Source organism: Mycobacterium sp. 23, from assembly GCF_048287075.1.
GTDB classification, from domain to species: domain Bacteria; phylum Actinomycetota; class Actinomycetes; order Mycobacteriales; family Mycobacteriaceae; genus Mycobacterium; species Mycobacterium gordonae_B.
Genome location: NZ_JBLVUX010000005.1, coordinates 3,437,106 through 3,454,115 on the forward strand (window position 1 = coordinate 3,437,106; position 17,010 = coordinate 3,454,115).

A 17,010-nucleotide genomic window follows, 5' to 3' on the forward strand; every position below is an offset into this window, starting at 1 on the left:
CCGCTACAGAGAACAACGGGGGGCCAGGGTACTGAAGCTTACTGAATATGGTTTTCATTAACAACACCGGGGGTCAGGTCTCTCTTCGTCAGGCGCCCAGGTGTGGGGCAGCATCGGCGCCCCCGTTGCGCCTCCCAGCCCACCGTCGGTCAGCTTCGCCAGGCCTCCCGCGTCGGTGATAGAGCCCCGGGGCAGCGTCCCGGCGAAGCCGATGGTGCCCGCTCCCGCGGCCGTCGGCTCGGATTCCGAGTCCACGAATTCGTGACGGTAACCCCGGTCCGGCAGGGTCGCCTGGCGCCGCCGGCGCGCCCGCTCCTGACCGCGTTGCGACACTGCGGCCGCTGCCGGCGCCGCGGCCTGATCCGGCGCAACCGCCGTGCGCCGGGCTATGGAACCCGTCGTCGATCCGAATCCGGCGCCCGGCCCGCCGACCAGATAGGGAAATGGGGCAGGTCCTGCGCCGGGTGGGGCCGGTGGCGCCGTCGCCGGTGGCGGAGTCGCGGCCGCGGGCGCTGGTGACGACGGGGACGGCGTCGGGCTCGGAGCTGGAGCCGTGGCGGAAAGGACGGGTGAGCTCGCGACGGAGGGCAGGTTGGCGGCCGGCGCAGCGGGGGCCGCGGGCACCGTGACAGGGGCGGGCGCGATGGCGGCCAGGCCGGCCAGCCCCGCCGCCCCGGCGAACCCGGCGCCGCCCAGCGGCGCTGCGAGCGCGAGTGGGACCAGAGTTTGCAACTGCGGAAAGGTGCTGATCACCTCACCGACGTGATCGATCTCGTCGGCCAGCAGCAGGGGCAGGTCGTTCTCCAGCTCTGAGATCGCCGCGGACGGATTCTCGGGAAATTCCTCCAGATCCCTGGCCACCGTCTGGGTGACCTCGGTGACCCGGTTGACCCACCAGCTCGGCTGAGTCGGGTCGCCACCGTCGTTGTCGATGATCCCGTCGCCGTTATCGCCTTCGTCGCCGTCCTCCTGGGCGACGATCGGGGGCGCCGCCTCCTCCGGCGACACCGACGCCATCGTCGCGTCGGTGACCGCTTGGTAAGCGGTCATCGTGTCGGCGGCTTGAATCCACATCCGGACATAGTCGGCCTCGTTGAGCGCGATGGGAATGGTATTGATCCCGAAGAAGTTTGTCGCGACCAGCGCGGAGTGCACCACGTGGTTGGCAGCAAGTTCGACCAGAGTCGGCATCGAGGCGAGCGCCGCGGCGTAGGCGGCCGCAGCTGATTCCTGTTGTGCCGCGGCGTCAACGCTGTGCGCGCCGGCCCGCAGCAGCCACTGCAGATACGGCAGATGAGCAGCCGCGTAGCGCGCGGCAGTCGGCCCATCCCACGCGTCGGCCTGCACCGCACCCAGGACACTGATGAGTTCGTCGGCGGCGGAGGCGTACGTGGCACTCAGCGAGTGCCACGCCTGGGCCGCCGCCAGCCAGCCCGCGGGTCCGGGCCCGCTGCTGAGCTGGGCCGAATGGACCTCGGGCGGCAAGGCCCCCCACGGCACTACCGGCACAGAGAATAGGTCGGACAGACATCGGGAAAAGTTCCCTATGTATAGGAAGCTCTTTTGCGACTCATAGAATCGCGCCGACGGAGCTACGGCTTGGCGGCGCTCACCAGGGTGTTACGGGCGAACATCGGCGCCGCCTCGGAGTCGGCATCGGGTGTCGGCCGACCGACCTCCCGCAGGTAGTCGTTCAGCGGCGTGCCGATAGCGGTCCAGCCGTGGTCGCCGAACCATTCGGCGGCCGGGGCGCAGCGTTCGTTGTAGACCAATTGGAAGAACGGGCGCTCTTCGGCGGCGGCGCGTTCTTCCTCGACCTTGGCCTGGAACTCGTCGGCGGGCATCGGGGCACCGTCCTCGACGGCGACGTGGCTACCGAGGCTGGCCAGCGCGTCGATGCCGGTGAACAGCTGCTCCTGCGCGGCGGCCGGCAGATAGATCAGCAGCCCCTCGGCGATCCAGGCGGAGAACTGGGTGGGATCGAAGCCATTGTCCTGCAGAGCCGCCGACCAGTCGTCGCGGAGGTCGACGGCGATCTCGCGGCGCTGGGCACGCGGTTGCACGCCGTGCTCGGCCAGCACCTCCCGCTTGAAGTCGAGAACTTGCGGTTGGTCGAGCTCGTAAACGGTGGTTCCGTCCGGCCACGGCAACCGGTAGGCCCGCGAATCCAGGCCGGCGGCCAGGATCACCACCTGCCGCGCTCCCGCAGCCGCGGCGCGCTGGAAATACGCGTCGAAGTACTTGGTGCGGGCGGCCTGGAAGTTGACGAAGTGCTGTCCGAAGTCGTCGCTGAGCAGCTCATGGTCGGGGGCGTTGCCGTCCAGCACATCGGCCCAGGATCCGCCGACGGCCCGGCAGAACAGTTCCGCGTACGGGTCGACGACCAGCGGCTCGGGCTTCTTGGCCTCCAAGGCCCGCGCGGTGGCGACGAAAAGCGCCGTCGATCCGACACTCGTTGTGATGTCCCAGCTGTCGCGTTCGCTTCGCACTCAACCGACCCTACGCGGCCCGCGGCGATCGCAAGCGCGGCGCAGCCGGGCGCCGCGGGTCGCCGCCAACGGGGACTCGCCGATCGCAAGCGCGGCGCAGCCGGGCGCCGCGGGTCGCCGCCGTCAGGACCCGGCTATGCCCCAGGTGCTGGGCAGCATCGGCGCCTTCGGCCCGCCGCCGAAGTCGTCGTCGGTCAGCGTGGTCAGTCCCGCCGCATCGCCGGCGGATTCTCTACGCACGGTACCGGCGAAACCGAATCTCCCGGCACCGGCTTCCGACGCCGACGACCCCGGGGGCGCTGCCCAGTCGGGGTCGACGCCGACATTCATATCGGCGAACTCATCGCCGTGGTCCCGGATCGCCGCGCGCCGGCGGCGGCGCGCGCGGGCCTGTTCACGCGCCTCCGCAGCAGCCGCCGCCGCGGCAAGGTCGGGCTCCGAAGCCTTCCTGCTGGCAGCGGCACTGGCGCTCATCCCGGAACCGAACCCGATGCCAGGCCCACCGCCGATCAGATAGGGAAATCCGAAGCCGCCGGCGGGCCCACCGGCCGGCGGCGCCGTCCCGACGCTGGTCACCGTGCTCGTCGCGGTCACCGTCGTCGGCGCCGGCGCGGCGGGGGCCGCCGAGGCCACCACGCTGGGAGCCGGTCCGGCGACGGCGAGGGCAGGTGCCGCGGCAGCGACCGGCGGCACGACCGCCGCGACTGTCGCCGGCGGTATGCCCCCAAGTCCGGCCAGCCCGGCCAAGCCGCTCACCGCGCCCAGGTTCGCGACGGCGCCGCCCACCGCGAAGGACAGCAACTGCGGGGATTGCAACAGCGGTACGAGCTGGGCCAGGTGGGTGGGCCAGTCGAATTCGGCGAGTTGGACGACGTACTCGATCGCGCCCGCGGGATTGGTGAACAGCTGCTGGACGAACGTCTCGAACTGCTGGCCGAACTCCAGAGAACGCGCGACCCACCAGATGGGCTGGGTGGCGTCGCTGATGTCGTGCATGTGGATGCCGTTCAGGGTGCCCTCAAGGGGATCCCAGTCGATCTGCCCACCGGTCACCGCGCGCAACACGTCGGCGATCAGGTAGTCCAGCGGGGTCGGGTCCCCGTGGTCGTGGTCCTCGTGGCCGTCTTCGCCGTGGTCGTGATCGTCCCCGTGGTCGTGGTCCCCGTCTTCCTCGTGATCGTGATCGTCGTCCCCGTGGTCGTCTTCGGCCGCCACGATCTCGGGAGCGGGCGCAGTCGCCGGAACCGACGTCGCGGCGGCACTCGACACCGCGTCGTAAGTAGCCATGGTGGTGGCCGCCTGGATCCACATCCGCGCGTAGTCGGCTTCGTTGAGGGCGATCGGGATGGTGTTGATCCCGAAGAAGTTGGTTGCGACGAGCACACCGTGTATCGCGTGGTTGGCCGCCAACTCGACCAGCGTCGGCATGGCCGCCAGGGCTGTGGTGTAAGCGGCGGCCGCGGTCTCGTGTTGGACGGCGGCGTCCGCACTGATGGTGCCTGCCTGCGTCAGCCACGCCAGATACGGCTGGTGTGCGGCGACATACTGCGCCGCGGTCGGCCCCTCCCAGGCCCCACCCTGAACGGCGGCCAACAACGCCAGCAATTCGTCGGCGACCTCGGTGTATTCGACGCTGAGCGCCGACCACGCTGCGGCTCCCGCCAACCACGCGCCAGGGCCGGGCCCGCTACTCAGCAGCGTCGAGTGCACCTCTGGTGGCGCTGCCATCCACAACGTGGCCATGCCGAACACCCCTCTGCCGCCGAGCCCTGGCTTTGGAGGTTACTGATTTTGACAATCGTTTTCAATACGGCGTCCGGGCGACTCCGATCAGACCAGCGGCTTACCGCTCTTGATCCGTCGATCGAGGTCCCACAGCATCAGGTTGAACGGGAACTGCCGAACCACCTTGGGCATCAGGCCGTTCACCGCACCGATCACCGACATCAGCCCGTCGAACTGCCGCTGCTTGGCGTCGTCCCACGGCAGCCGCATCTCGTCGCGAAACCGTTGCGGCAGGAAGCCGGTGGTGATCAGCAGCGCGACACCTTCCAAGGGAGCACGCACCCACTCCGGCAGCGGCACGCCCTTGATCCGGGCTACGGCGATCGGATATAGGAATTCCCGGACGGTGTCATCGATGTGCACCTTCTCCAGCGACTCCTGCCAGTACTTGTCGAAAGCCGCCCGATCCGCCGGCCACATCTCCGGCGGCACCTGCAGGGTGGTGCCGATCGACATGCCTTCCCGGAAAAGGCGGTCGGCCTCTTCGTCGTCCAACTCCCCGACGAATAACCGATAAACGTCGATACCACCCTTGAAGATGCACGCGGCGACCCACAACTGCAGTTCCGGATCGAACGCGTTGTAGGACACCGGGCTGTCGGGCGTGGAGTAGACCTGCGCGTGCGCGCGGTTCACGGCGCGGCGAAAGGCCGCCTTCTGGGTCTCGGTGCCGGCGTTGGCGACCGCGATGTAGGTGAACGTGGTGCGCGCCCGCTTGATGGGATGACGATCGATGCGCCCGCTCTCCACGCGACTCTCGGCCACGCCGTGGCCGACGCCGGGGTGCGACAACTCCATGATCACGTTGGCCGGGCCGGCCAGCAGCGCCAAACCCATCAGGCTGTAGTCCTTGGCGATCCGCCGACGGCTCCTGCCCGACGGCCGCGGCGGGTCGGAGATCGGCCGCTCGACATGAGGAACGCGGCGGCGCGCGGTCTGTTCAATCGTCATCGTCGACTCCCGGCAATTGCGCCATAATTTTGAAAACACACGTTTCCTGATATTGTCTGTTGCCGCCCCCCGATGTCAAGATGGGTGCCATGACGTCCCAGAGCGCGCGGCCGTATCGCGGCATCGAGGCAGCCGAGCGGTCGGCCGCGCGCCGTAGCCAGTTATTGCAGGCAGGACTGGACCTGCTCGGCTCTCCCGATGACCCGGAGTTGACGGTCCGCAGCGTCTGCCAGCGCGCCGGCCTGTCGGCCCGCTATTTCTACGAGAGCTTCGGCGACAAAGACGAGTTGGTCGAGCACGTCTATGACTGGGTGATCGCCAAACTCGCCACCAACATGCAGGCCGCCGCGGCTTCGGGACCGACATATGACCAGGCCCGTGCCGGGATGGCGGTCGTGGTGGACACGGTCGCGGAGGACCCCCGTATCGGCCGTCTGGTGTTCAGCACCAAACTCGCCAACGCTGTGGTGATGCGGAAACGGGCCGAGTCCAGCGCGTTGTTTGCGTTCATATCCGGCCAGCATGTGATGAACATGTTGGGGGCACCGGCGAATCAGCATGTGACGGCAGCGGCACACTTCGCGGTCGGCGGCGTCGGGCAGGCCATCAGCGCCTGGCTGGAGGGCGACGTGAAAATGACCCCCGACGAACTCGCCGATCACCTGGCCTCGCTGCTGGTCGAACTCACCGAGCCGAGCCTCTACCGGCCGGCTAAGGCATCAGCGGAACCTGCCACACCCGCATATCGGGATGCAGCCACAGACGCAGCCACGTCAGGCGCATGATCCGCAGGGCTCCGGAGATCAGCAGGAAAGCCATCGGCGCCTGAATCAGCATGGCGGTGAGCACCGACACGGCGGCGTCCTCCGGTTTGGCGGTCATGAGGTCGAACCACCCGTCACAGATCAGCAGCACGCCGGTGGTGAAACCGGTGAGCACGATCAACTGCCGGCGCAGAAACCCCAGCACCGCGGTGGCCCCCATGAACCCGAGCAACAGGATGTCGAAGCCGATCCAGGTGGCCGGCCAGTTGTGGGCCACGTACTTCTGCGGCAGCGTGACCGACAGATAGCCGATCCACGGAATCATCACGATCAGGCCGCCGACGATCAGACCGAGTCGGATACGTCGCATCCGGGCCAGGACCTCAGGATCTTCCAGCTCACTCAGCGGCTTTTCCAGCCGGGTGATCAGCTCCCGCCGCTGCTCGGCGCTCAGCGCTTCGATCTGTTCGTCAGTGAGAATGCCCTCGGTCACCCTCAAAGTATCGGCGGCTAGCGGGCCGCTGCCACCGGCGGGCGGCGGTCGGCGGCGGTCCGGGGCACCGCCGGAGTGTCCGCTTCGGTGAATTCCCTTACCCAGCAAGCGAATTCCAACATGATGCCATCCGGATCCTGAAAATAGAACGAGCGCACGTACACCCCTGGGTGCACCGTAGCGGACACCTGCATCGGACTCTCGTCGTGGTTGAGCACCGGGCCGACCCGCACGCCCTTGTCCTTCAGCCGCTGCCGGTAGGCGTCGAACTTCTCGGCCGGCACGTGGAAGGCCAGGTGATTCATGGTGCTCACCGCGCTGGTGATGTCGCCGAGGCCCGGTAGCGCACCGGGCGACGAGATTCCCGGCACCCGGTCCGCCGCCTCGGCGAACCAGAAGAACGCGACGCAGTCACCGTTGCCGGCGTCGAAGAAGAAGTGCTGCCCCGCGCCACCAGGCAGGTCGAGCGACTTGATCAGCGGCATGCCCAGAACATTGCTGTAGAAGTCCACGGTGCGCTCCATATCCGAGCACACCAGCGCGACGTGGTTGATTCCGCCGAGTTCGAACTCGCTGTTGGTGTTGTGCGGCTTGATCATCTTCGCGACTCCTACCTAAGATCGAAACCTGAATCTAACATCAGATTCAGGTTGGTTTCCAGGGGAAGGTGCGCGTGACGAGCACGGCAGTACCGACCGGGCGCCCCACCCACCGCGGCCGGCGCACCCAGGCCGCGATCGACGCCGCTGCCCGAAAGGTGATCGCGCGCAAAGGAATACTTGCGACGACCATCGCCGACATCGCGGCGGAGGCAGGCCGCTCGGCCGCGTCGTTCTACAACTACTACGACTCCAAAGAGGCGATGGTGCGCCAATGGGCGCTGCGTTTCCGCGACGAGGCCGGCGAGCGCGCCGCAGCGGTGATCGAGCACGGCCTGTCCGAGCGCGAGCGTGCCCATCAGGCCGCCGCCGCGCACTGGCAGACCTACCGGCATCGCCTCGCGGAGATGATCAGCGTCTCGCAGCTGGCCATGGTCAACCCGGACTTCGCCCATCACTGGGCCGAGATGTGCTCTATCCCAATATCTTTCATCGCCGAGTCGGTCAGACGCGCCCAGCGGCAGGGTTACTGCCCCGACGACGATCCCCAGTTGCTGGCCGAGGCGATAGTCGCCATGTTCAACCAGTTCTGCTACATCCAGCTCACCCGGGACCCCGATAGCCCGGACGACCAGGCCTGCATCCGAACGCTGGCCAACATCTACTACCGGGCCATCTACAGCGAGGAGCGTCGCTCTTGACCGAGATCATCCGTGAATTCATCGGGTTGCCGTCGCCGACCGCGGGACGCGCGGGGGCCGGTGGGCACCCGTGCCAGGGGCTCTATCACCACGCGGCCGGGCAGCGGCCGAAGACGGCGATGATCGCCACGCATTACCAGATCGATTTCTCCGAGCACTACATCGCCGAGTATCTGGCCGCCCGCGGCATCGGGTTCCTGGGCTGGAACACCCGCTTTCGGGGCTTCGAAAGCAGCTTTCTGCTCGATCACGCGCTGGTCGACATCGGGGTGGGCGTGCGTTGGCTGCGTGAGCAGGCGGGCGTCGAAACGGTTGTGCTGCTGGGCAATTCCGGCGGCGGCTCGTTGATGTCGGCCTATCAGTCCCAGGCCGTGGATCCGAACGTGACGCCGCTGGAGGGCATGCGTCCGGCCACCGGCGTCACCGACCTGCCCGCTGCCGACGGATACGTCGCCACCGCCGCCCATCCCGGGCGGCCCGACGTGCTCACCGCCTGGATGGACGGGGCGGTCGTCGACGAGAACGACCCCGTGGCAACCGATCCCGAACTGGACCTGTTCAACGAGAAGAACGGCCCGCCGTATTCACCGGAGTTCGTACAGCGCTACCGGGCGGCACAGGAGGCGCGTAACCATGTCATCACCGATTGGGCCGAAGCCGAACTCAAACGCGTTCGCGCCGCGGGCTTCTTCGATCGCCCATTCACCGTGATGCGCACCTGGGCCGACCCCCGCATGGTCGACCCGACCCTCGAACCCACCAAGCGGCAACCAAATTCGTGTTACGCAGGTCCGCCGGTGAAGGCCAACCGGTCCGCACTCGGGATCGCCGCCGCGTGCACCCTGCGCAACTGGCTGGGCATGTGGAGCCTGCGGGTGGCCCAGACGAGGGCCGAGCCGCACCTGCGCCGCATCACCTGCCCCGCGCTGGTGATCAACGCCGAAGCCGACACCGGAGTCTTCCCGTCGGATGCCCGGCGCATCTACGACGCACTGGCCGGCTCCGACAAATCACAGGCCGCGATCGACACCGATCACTACTTCACCACCCCCGGCGCCCGCGACGCGCAGGCCGACACCATCGCGGCGTGGATCGGGCAACGGTGGGGCTAGCTGTCGCTGACCAACCCACTGGTTGTTAGCTTGGAAAGCGAACCCGCGAATCGATGGGAAGGCGACCAATGCCGATCGCGATCACCCCTGAACATCAAGACCTGGCCGATTCAGTGCGGTCCCTGGTGGCGCGGGTAGCGCCGTCGGAAGTGCTGCACGCCGCGCTGGAGACACCGGTGGACAATCCACCGCCGTACTGGCAGGCCGCCGCCGAGCAGGGCCTGCAGGGCGTGCATCTCGCCGAATCCGTCGGCGGGCAGGGTTTCGGCCTGCTCGAGCTGGCCATCGTGCTGGCCGAATTCGGTCACGGCGCGGTGCCCGGGCCGTTTGTGCCGTCGGCGATCGCGAGCGCGCTGATCGCCGCGCACGACCCGGACGCCAAGGTACTGGCCGAGCTGGCGTCCGGGGCGGCGATCGGCGCCTATGCGCTTGATTCGGGACTGACGGCCACCCGACAGGGTGACGTGCTCGTGATCCGCGGCGAAGTGCGCGCGGTCCCCGCCGCCGCGCAGGCCTCCGTCCTGGTGCTGCCGGTTGCCATCGACAGCGGGGAGGAGTGGGTGGTGCTGCGCGCCGAGCAGCTGGAGATAACGCCGGTGCGATGCATCGATCCGCTGCGGCCCATCGCCGACGTCTGCGCCAACGCGATCGAAGTGGGCGATGACGTGGTACTGGCCAACTTGAGCATGACGAAGGCGCACGCGCTGATGACGACGTTGCTGTCGGCGGAGGCGGTGGGAGTGGCGCGCTGGGCTACCGAAACCGCATCGGCCTACGCCAAGATCCGCGAACAGTTCGGCCGGCCGATCGGACAGTTCCAGGCCATCAAGCACAAGTGCGCCGAGATGATGGCCGATACCGAGCGGGCCACGGCCGCGGTGTGGGACGCGGCCCGCGCGTTGGACGAGGACAGCGAGCACCTGGGGTTCGCCGCTGCCGTGGCGGCGACGCTGGCACCGGCCGCTGCCCAGCGGTGCACGCAGGACTGCATTCAGGTGCACGGCGGCATCGGCTTCACCTGGGAGCACGACACCAACGTCTACTACCGCCGGGCCCTGTTGCTGGCGGCCTGCTTCGGCCGCGCCTCGGAATACCCGCAACGGGTGGTCGACACCGCCACCACCACCGGAATGCGCGCGGTCGACATCGATCTGGATCCCGCAACCGAGAAGCTGCGCGCCGAGATTCGCGCCGAGGTGGCGGCGTTCAAAGACATGGATCGCGCCGAGCGCACCGTCGCGATCGCCGAGGCCGGGTGGGTGCTGCCGTATCTGCCGAAGCCTTGGGGCCGGGCCTCGAGTCCCGTCGAGCAGGTGATCATCTCCCAGGAATTCACCGCCGGGCGGGTCAAACGCCCGCAGGTCGGCATCGCCGCCTGGATCATCCCGTCCATCGTCGCGTTCGGCACCGAGGAGCAGCAACAGCGTTTCCTGCCTCCGACGTTCCGCGGCGAGATGATCTGGTGCCAGCTGTTTTCCGAGCCCGGCGCCGGATCCGACCTGGCCGGCCTGTCCACCAAGGCGACCAAGGTGGACGGCGGCTGGCGCATCACGGGGCAGAAGATCTGGACCACGGCCGCGCAGTTCTCGCAGTGGGGTGCGCTGCTGGCGAGAAGCGATCCGAACGCCCCAAAGCATCAGGGCATCACCTACTTCCTGCTCGACATGAAGAGCGAGGGCGTGACGGTCAAGCCGCTGCGCGAACTCACCGGGCAGGAGTTCTTCAACACCGTCTACATCGACGACGTCTTCGTGCCGGACGAGTATGTGCTGGGCGAGGTGAACCGGGGGTGGGAAGTCAGCCGCAATACCCTTACCGCCGAACGGGTTTCGATCGGCGGGAGCGACCTGAACTTCCTTGCGAGCCTGCCGCAGTTCGTCGAGTTCGTGCGGGACGGTCATTTCGACCAGGTCGCCCGGCACCGCGCCGGCCAGTTGATCGCCGAGGGCCACGCCGCCAAGGTGCTCAACCTGCGTTCCACGCTGTTGACCCTGGCCGGCGGCGACGCGATGCCGTCGGCCGCCATCTCCAAGCTGCTGTCGATGCGCACCGGGCAGGGCTACGCCGAGTTCGCGGTGTCGTCTTTCGGGACGGATGCCGTGATCGGCGACCCCGACACCCCGCAGGGCAAGTGGGGCGACTATCTGCTGTCCAGCCGGGCCACCACCATCTACGGCGGCACCTCGGAGGTACAACTCAACATCATCGCCGAGCGGCTGCTGGGACTGCCCCGCGATCCGTAAGCCAACGCCTCATCGAGCGTGAACCTGTGGCGGTATTTCCGCGATTTTCCCGCCGTAGGTTCACGCTCGACGCGGAAAGTTCACTCGGCCTTCTCGTCGGCCTTCTCGTCGGCCTTTTTTTCGCCCTTGTCGCCCTTCTTCTCGGCGTCTTTGGCGAGGTCCTTGGCCTTGTCCGCGGCCTTGTCCTTGTCGTCGACATCCAGCTCACGCAGTTCGCGCTTGAGGATCTTGCCGGTCGGGTTGCGCGGCAACTCATCGAGGAAGATGACCTCGCGGGGCACCTTGTAGCGGGCCAGCTCTTCCTTCACGTGCTTCTTCAGGGTGTCCTCGTCGACGTCGGAGCCGTCCTTCTTGACCACGAAGGCACGCAGCCGGTGACCCCAGTCCTTGTCCTCGACACCGATCGCGGTGGCCTCCACCACTTCGGGATGCCCGCTGAGGCAGTCCTCGACCTCGGCCGGGAATACGTTCTCACCCCCGGAGACGATCATCTCGTCATCGCGTCCGGAGACGTAGAGCAGACCGTCCTCGTCGAAGTAGCCGACGTCACCCGAGGACATCAGACCGTCGATGATCTGCTTGTGACCGCCGCCGGTGTAACCCTCGAAGGGGAAGGCGTTTCCGACGAAGATCCGGCCCACCTCGCCCTGCGGCTTCTCCTTGCCGTTGTCGTCGAGGATCTTGACCTTGACGCCCTTGACCACGGGTCCGACCGTCGCGGCGTTCTTCTCCAAGTCCTTGGGTCCGGCGATGGTCGCGAACGCGATCTCCGTGGAGCCGTACATGTTGTAGATGACCGGTCCGAAGTCCTTGAGCGCCCGCGTCGCCAGCTCGGCGCCCAGCTGCGACCCGGACACGAAGATGATCTTCAAGTGCGACAGGTCGGGCTTCTTGTCCATCTTCTCGATGGCGTCCAGGAGACGCGACAGCATCACCGGCACCACCACCATGGCGGTCGCCTTGTGCTTCTCGAGGTCTTCGAGCACCAGCGGCGGCTTGAACTTGCGGCGCAGCACCAGCGTCGAGCCCAGGAACATCGCAATGGTGGCGTGCAGGTAGCCCAGCGCGTGGAACATCGGCGCCGGCAGCGACGTGATCTCGTTAGCCTTGAACGGCACGTGCGACAAGATGCCGCCGACCGGCGCCAGCGTCGGCGGGGTGCTGCGGTTGGCGCCCTTCGGAGTACCGGTGGTTCCGCTGGTCAGGATGATGATCGACGCGTGCTTGCTGGCCTTGGGCGCCGTCTCTTTGCTGCTGCGCTTGATCAGGTCGGCCAGCGTCTCGTCCGTGCTGCCCGAGTCCTCGTCGCTGTCCGGGTTGGTGCCCAGCGCCCGCAGCTTGCCCAGCTCCGGCTCGGCCTTGCTGACCACCTTGGTGTACTCGTCGTCGTAGATGATCACCTTGGCGCCCTCGCGCTCGGAGACCTCTTTGACCTGCGGACCGGAGAATTCGCTGTTCAACAGGATGATGCGGGCACCGGCCCGGGCGGCGCCGTAGTTGGCGATGACGAACCAGCGGGTGTTGCGGGCCAGGATGGCCACCCCGTCGCCACCCTTGACGCCCATCTCGATCAGGCCGTTGGCGACGGCGTGGGCGGCCTCGTCGAGCTCCTGGTAGGTGAGCTCGCCTTCCTCGTCGATGACCGCCCGGGCATCGGGATGGCGCCGCGCGTTCAGCGACGGCAGCATGCCGAATTCGCCCCACTTGGCGATATCAGCCGCCATCGCCGCGGTTTTGAGGGGCGACTCGATCTTGAATGCGCCCGCTTCGAAGATCTTGCGCACATAATGCAGTTCTGCAGCGCCGCGTTCGACGTACTGCTGAATCTTGGCAGGGATCTGCCCTGGCAGGTCGCTGAGATTAGGCATGTTCCTCACCATATGTGACGGAGGTCGCAAAGCGATCGGTAGGTTTCCCCCGAATTACCATCGAGTTCTATGACCAAACCCGTGTCGCTGGACGTGGCCGGCCGCGAGGTCACCGTCACGCATCCGGACAAGGTTGTTTTCCCTGATCAAGGCATCACCAAGCTCGACTTGGTGCGTTACTACCTCAGCGTCGCGGATGGCGCTTTGCGCGGGGTGGCGGAACGGCCGATGATCCTCAAGCGCTTTGTCAAGGGCATCACCGAGGAGGCGGTGTTCCAGAAGCGCGCGCCGGCCAACCGGCCGGACTTTGTGGACGTCGCCACGTTGCGCTATGCGTCGGGCACCTACGCCGACGAGGCCGTCATCCACGACGCCGCCGGACTGGCCTGGGTGATCAACACGGGTTGCGTCGACCTGAACCCACACCCGGTGCGCGCCAACGATCTCGAGCACCCCGACGAGCTGCGGGTCGACCTGGACCCGATGCCCGGTGTGGACTGGCGGCGCATCGTCGACGTCGCCCTGGTGGCCCGGGAGGTTCTCGAGGACTATGGCCTGACCCCCTGGCCCAAGACGTCGGGGTCACGCGGATTCCACGTCTATGCCCGGATCGCCCCGCACTGGCCGTTCGCCAAAGTGCGCCTCGCCGCGCAGACCGTCGCACGCGAGGTCGAACGGCGCGCACCCGACCTGGCGACCAGCCGGTGGTGGAAGGAGGAACGAGAGGGCGTCTTCGTCGACTTCAACCAGAACGCGAAGGACCGCACCGTCGCGTCGGCGTACTCGGTGCGCGCCACCCCCGACGCCCGGGTTTCCACACCGCTGCGCTGGGATGAGGTACCCGGGTGCCGGCCCGAGGAGTTCACCATCACCACGGTGCCCGACCGGTTCGCCGAGCTGGGCGACCCGTGGGCCGGCATGGACGACGTGAGCGGCAGCCTCGATCAATTGCTGGGACTGGCCGACGAACTGGGTCCCCCGGAGAAGGCGCCGCGCGGCGCCAAGAAGTCCGCCGATGGCCGGCGGCAATCGGTGATGCCGCTGATCGAGGTGGCCCGCACCAAGACCAAAGACGAGGCGATGTCCGCACTGGACACCTGGCGGGAGCGGCATCCCGCGGCGTCCGCGCTGCTGCAGCCGGTCGACGTGCTGGTCGACGGCATGCGCGGACCCAGTTCGATCTGGTACCGGATCCGGGTCAACCTGCAGCACGTACCCGCCGACCAGCGGCCGCCCCAGGAAGAACTGATCGCCGATTACTCCCCCTGGGCGGGCTACACCCCAAAGCCGAGCCCTGGAAAGAAGCCACGTAACTGACGGTTCGGTAAGACACGCGATACTCTCTCGCTGTGCACCAGGGATGGAGTCGGCGGGGGTTTCTGCAGGCCGCCGGGGTGACGGGGGTCGCCGGGCTGATTGCTGCGTGCTCCGACCCCAAGCCGGCCTCCGGATCGGCCGGCGGCGGTTCGGTGACGGTCACGCACCTGTTCGGCCAGACCGTCGTGAAACAGCCGCCGAAGCGGGTGGTGAGCGCCGGCTACACCGAACAGGACGACCTGCTGGCCGTGGGCGTGGTGCCGATCGCGGTGACTAACTGGTTCGGCGACCAGCCGTTCGGGGTATGGCCCTGGGCGCAGCCGAAACTTGCTGCGGCACAACCAGTTCTGCTGAACCTGGACAACGGTATCCAGGTGGATCAGATCGCCGGCCTCAAGCCGGACCTGATCGTGGCGACCAACGCCGGCCTGGACTCCGACACGTACCAGAAGCTCTCCGCAATCGCCCCGACCATCGCCCAGTCCGACGGCGACGCGTTCTTCGAGCCATGGAAGGACCAGGCTGCCGCGATCGGCCAGGCGGTGTTCCAGGCCGATCAGATGAAGACGCTGGTCAACGCCGTCGACGGCAGGTTCACCGAGGTCGGACAGAAGAATCCGACCTGGAAGGGCCGCAAGGCGCTGCTGATGCAGGGCCGCATCTGGCAGGGCACGATCGTGGCGACCGTGGCCGGCTGGCGCACCGATTTTCTGAACCAGATGGGGCTGGTGGTCGCCGACAGCATCAAGCCCTACGCCGGCGACCACCGGGCGGTGATCCCCCGCGATCACATCAAAGACGTGCTGGATGCCGCCGACGTGGTGATCTGGTCGACGGAGAGCCCCGAAGAGGAGCAGGCGCTGCTGGCCGACCCCGAGGTGGCCGCGGCACAGGCCACCGCGCAGAAGCGTCATATCTTCACGGGTAAAGACCTGGCCGGAGCAATCGCCTTCGCGTCGCCGCTGAGCTATCCCGTGGTCGCCGATCAGCTGCCTCCACAGCTGGCCAAGATCCTGGGCTGATGACGCTCTGAGCGTTTGCTAAGGCACCTCTGGCAGTGCTCGAATTCGCTCGCAAGGCGTTGGTGGCCAGAGCTACCGTCGAAAGATGAGTGCGACGGAGATCACCGATTTCTCGGGGGGCCTCGACTTGGCAACCACCATGGTCGACTACGGCGACCAAGCACTGATCATGCAGTGTGACAGCACCGCCGAGGTTTTGGCGTGGACGCAGACGCTACGGGCGGCGCGCTTACCCGGGGTCGTGGACATCGTCCCGGCCTCGGTCACGGTCCTGGTGAAACTCGAGGGACCGCGCTTCCAGGGCGTCACCAGGCAGCGCATCAGAAGGTTGCGGGTGGTCGCCGACGAGGCGCATCCCAGCCCCGGCGATCCGGCTGACGACATCGTGATCGACGTCGTCTACGACGGCCCGGATCTGGCCCACGTCGCCGATCACACCGGACTGAGTCCCGCGCAGGTCATCAACGCGCACACCGCCACCCGGTGGCGGGTGGGATTCGGTGGGTTCGCCCCGGGCTTCGCCTACCTGATCGGGGGCGACGAGCGGCTTCGCGTGCCGCGTCGATCCGAGCCGCGAACCTCGGTGCCGGCCGGCGCGGTGGCCCTCGCCGGCGAGTTCAGCGCGGTCTATCCGCGACAGTCACCGGGCGGCTGGCAGATCATCGGCCACACCGACGCGGTGTTGTGGGACATCGATCGACCCGAGCCCGCGCTGCTCACGCAGGGCCGGTGGGTCCGGTTCAGGGCCGGTTAGGGAGCCGGTCATGACCCCCACCCTGGAAATCCTGCGCACCGGGCCGCTGGCGATCCTTCAGGACCTCGGCCGCTCCGGACTCGCCCACCTGGGCGTCGGCCCGTCCGGCGCCGCCGACCGCCGCTCGCACACGCTGGCCAACCGGCTGGTCGCCAACCCCGACGACCGGGCCACCGTCGAGGTGACGTTCGGCGGCCTGACCGCCCGGGTGCGCGGCGGCGACCTGGACATCGCGGTGACGGGTGCCGACACCGATCCCACTGTCAACGGAATCATGTTCGGCACCAACAGCATTCACCATGTTCGTGATGGACAGGTGATATCGCTGGGCACCCCGCGGGCCGGCCTGCGGACGTATCTGGCGGTGCGCGGCGGCATCGTCGTGACGCCGGTACTCGGCTCGCGCAGTTACGACGTGATGTCGGCGATCGGCCCATTGCCGTTACAGGCCGGCGACGTGCTGCCGATCGGCGACCACACCGACGACTACCCCGAACTGGACCAGGCCCCGGTGGCCGCCATCACCACGGACGCCGTCGAGCTGCTGGCGATACCCGGGCCGCGCGACGACTGGTTCGTCGACCCGGACATCCTGGTCCGCACCGACTGGGTGGCCTCCGACCGCAGCGACCGGGTGGGCATGCGCCTGGTCGGCCGTCCGCTGCAGCACCGCGAGCCGGACCGGCAGCTACCCAGCGAGGGCGCCACGCGCGGCGCCATTCAGGTGCCCCCCAACGGCCTGCCGGTGATTCTGGGACCCGATCACCCGGTCACCGGCGGATACCCGGTGATCGGTGTGGTGGTCGACGAGGACATCGACAAGGCCGCCCAGGTGCGGCCCGGACAGCACGTGCGGCTGCACTGGGCACGGCCACGGCGAGCGGGGTAGGCCGGGCCTGGTAGAACAAGCAC

14 protein-coding genes and 1 pseudogene are annotated in these 17,010 nt (G+C 67.6%); 8 read left to right on the top strand and 7 right to left on the bottom strand.

The features are described from left to right. Window positions 1-57 precede the first annotated feature (57 nt). From ACNQS7_RS17195 to ACNQS7_RS17210, 4 genes are all read right to left on the bottom strand, one after another. Window positions 58-1,500: a PPE family protein gene (locus tag ACNQS7_RS17195; RefSeq protein WP_418013464.1), complete on the bottom strand. Its 1,443-nt coding sequence runs from the start codon at window positions 1,498-1,500 to the stop codon at window positions 58-60. 92 nt (window positions 1,501-1,592) lie between these two features. After that, the gene (locus tag ACNQS7_RS17200) at window positions 1,593-2,489 is read right to left on the bottom strand and encodes a class I SAM-dependent methyltransferase (protein WP_418013465.1); all 897 of its coding nucleotides are present in this window, start codon (window positions 2,487-2,489) and stop codon (window positions 1,593-1,595) included. Between the two features lie 123 nt (window positions 2,490-2,612). After that, on the bottom strand, window positions 2,613-4,232 hold the full coding sequence (locus ACNQS7_RS17205; protein ID WP_418013466.1) for a PPE family protein: 1,620 nt from the start codon (window positions 4,230-4,232) through the stop codon (window positions 2,613-2,615). Between the two features lie 87 nt (window positions 4,233-4,319). After that, complete coding sequence (locus tag ACNQS7_RS17210) at window positions 4,320-5,225, bottom strand: oxygenase MpaB family protein (protein ID WP_418013467.1); 906 nt, start codon at window positions 5,223-5,225, stop codon at window positions 4,320-4,322. A gap of 80 nt (window positions 5,226-5,305) precedes the next feature. Between ACNQS7_RS17210 and ACNQS7_RS17215 the strand changes: the two genes are divergently transcribed. Next, window positions 5,306-6,010 carry a TetR/AcrR family transcriptional regulator gene (locus ACNQS7_RS17215; RefSeq protein WP_418016033.1) on the top strand — a complete coding sequence of 235 codons (705 nt, stop codon included), beginning with the start codon at window positions 5,306-5,308 and terminating at the stop codon, window positions 6,008-6,010. Here the strand turns inward: ACNQS7_RS17215 and ACNQS7_RS17220 are convergent. Together ACNQS7_RS17220 and ACNQS7_RS17225 are read right to left on the bottom strand one after the other, a co-directional pair. Beyond that, a complete protein-coding gene (locus tag ACNQS7_RS17220) occupies window positions 5,937-6,482 on the bottom strand; it encodes a hypothetical protein (RefSeq protein WP_418013468.1) in 546 nt (181 codons plus the stop codon). The genes ACNQS7_RS17215 and ACNQS7_RS17220 overlap by 74 nt on opposite strands. A gap of 17 nt (window positions 6,483-6,499) precedes the next feature. Further along, window positions 6,500-7,081: a VOC family protein gene (locus tag ACNQS7_RS17225; protein WP_055580212.1), complete on the bottom strand. Its 582-nt coding sequence runs from the start codon at window positions 7,079-7,081 to the stop codon at window positions 6,500-6,502. Window positions 7,082-7,155: 74 nt separating this feature from the next. Between ACNQS7_RS17225 and ACNQS7_RS17230 the strand changes: the two genes are divergently transcribed. From ACNQS7_RS17230 to ACNQS7_RS17240, 3 genes are all read left to right on the top strand, one after another. Next, the gene (locus ACNQS7_RS17230) at window positions 7,156-7,782 is read left to right on the top strand and encodes a TetR/AcrR family transcriptional regulator (RefSeq protein WP_418013469.1); all 627 of its coding nucleotides are present in this window, start codon (window positions 7,156-7,158) and stop codon (window positions 7,780-7,782) included. Next, entirely contained in the window at window positions 7,779-8,894 is a 1,116-nt protein-coding gene (locus ACNQS7_RS17235) for an alpha/beta hydrolase (RefSeq protein WP_418013470.1), read from the top strand. The genes ACNQS7_RS17230 and ACNQS7_RS17235 overlap by 4 nt, the downstream gene beginning before the upstream one ends. 68 nt (window positions 8,895-8,962) lie before the next feature. Then, window positions 8,963-11,137, top strand: coding sequence for an acyl-CoA dehydrogenase (locus ACNQS7_RS17240; protein WP_418013471.1), 2,175 nt, complete (start codon window positions 8,963-8,965; stop codon window positions 11,135-11,137). 200 nt (window positions 11,138-11,337) lie between these two features. On the opposite strand, the pseudogene fadD2 reads toward ACNQS7_RS17240, so the two are convergent. Next, window positions 11,338-13,005 (bottom strand): annotated as a pseudogene (gene fadD2, locus ACNQS7_RS17245) (long-chain-fatty-acid--CoA ligase FadD2); the annotation flags it as partial. 69 nt (window positions 13,006-13,074) lie between these two features. Here fadD2 and ligD point away from each other — a divergent pair. From ligD to ACNQS7_RS17265, 4 genes are all read left to right on the top strand, one after another. Beyond that, window positions 13,075-14,322, top strand: a complete 1,248-nt coding sequence (gene ligD / locus ACNQS7_RS17250; protein WP_418013472.1) for a non-homologous end-joining DNA ligase — start codon at window positions 13,075-13,077, stop codon at window positions 14,320-14,322. 32 nt (window positions 14,323-14,354) lie between these two features. Further along, window positions 14,355-15,344 (top strand): ABC transporter substrate-binding protein, encoded by a 990-nt coding sequence (locus ACNQS7_RS17255; RefSeq protein WP_418013473.1) that lies wholly within the window; start codon window positions 14,355-14,357, stop codon window positions 15,342-15,344. 85 nt (window positions 15,345-15,429) lie between these two features. Continuing rightward, complete coding sequence (locus tag ACNQS7_RS17260) at window positions 15,430-16,098, top strand: 5-oxoprolinase subunit B family protein (protein WP_418013474.1); 669 nt, start codon at window positions 15,430-15,432, stop codon at window positions 16,096-16,098. Between the two features lie 10 nt (window positions 16,099-16,108). After that, on the top strand, window positions 16,109-16,987 hold the full coding sequence (locus ACNQS7_RS17265) for a 5-oxoprolinase/urea amidolyase family protein (protein ID WP_418013475.1): 879 nt from the start codon (window positions 16,109-16,111) through the stop codon (window positions 16,985-16,987). Window positions 16,988-17,010 lie beyond the last annotated feature (23 nt).

What these genes read in the sequence shown, in the direction of transcription:
- ACNQS7_RS17210 (WP_418013467.1), bottom strand. Translation starts at nt 5,225, where the DNA reads ATGACGATTGAACAGACCGCGCGCCGCCGCGTTCCTCATGTCGAGCGG.
- ACNQS7_RS17215 (WP_418016033.1), top strand. Translation starts at nt 5,306, where the DNA reads ATGGGTGCCATGACGTCCCAGAGCGCGCGGCCGTATCGCGGCATCGAG.
- ACNQS7_RS17265 (WP_418013475.1), top strand. Translation starts at nt 16,109, where the DNA reads ATGACCCCCACCCTGGAAATCCTGCGCACCGGGCCGCTGGCGATCCTT.
- ACNQS7_RS17260 (WP_418013474.1), top strand. Translation starts at nt 15,430, where the DNA reads ATGAGTGCGACGGAGATCACCGATTTCTCGGGGGGCCTCGACTTGGCA.
- ACNQS7_RS17225 (WP_055580212.1), bottom strand. Translation starts at nt 7,081, where the DNA reads ATGATCAAGCCGCACAACACCAACAGCGAGTTCGAACTCGGCGGAATC.
- ACNQS7_RS17240 (WP_418013471.1), top strand. Translation starts at nt 8,963, where the DNA reads ATGCCGATCGCGATCACCCCTGAACATCAAGACCTGGCCGATTCAGTG.
- ACNQS7_RS17205 (WP_418013466.1), bottom strand. Translation starts at nt 4,232, where the DNA reads ATGGCCACGTTGTGGATGGCAGCGCCACCAGAGGTGCACTCGACGCTG.
- ligD (WP_418013472.1), top strand. Translation starts at nt 13,075, where the DNA reads ATGACCAAACCCGTGTCGCTGGACGTGGCCGGCCGCGAGGTCACCGTC.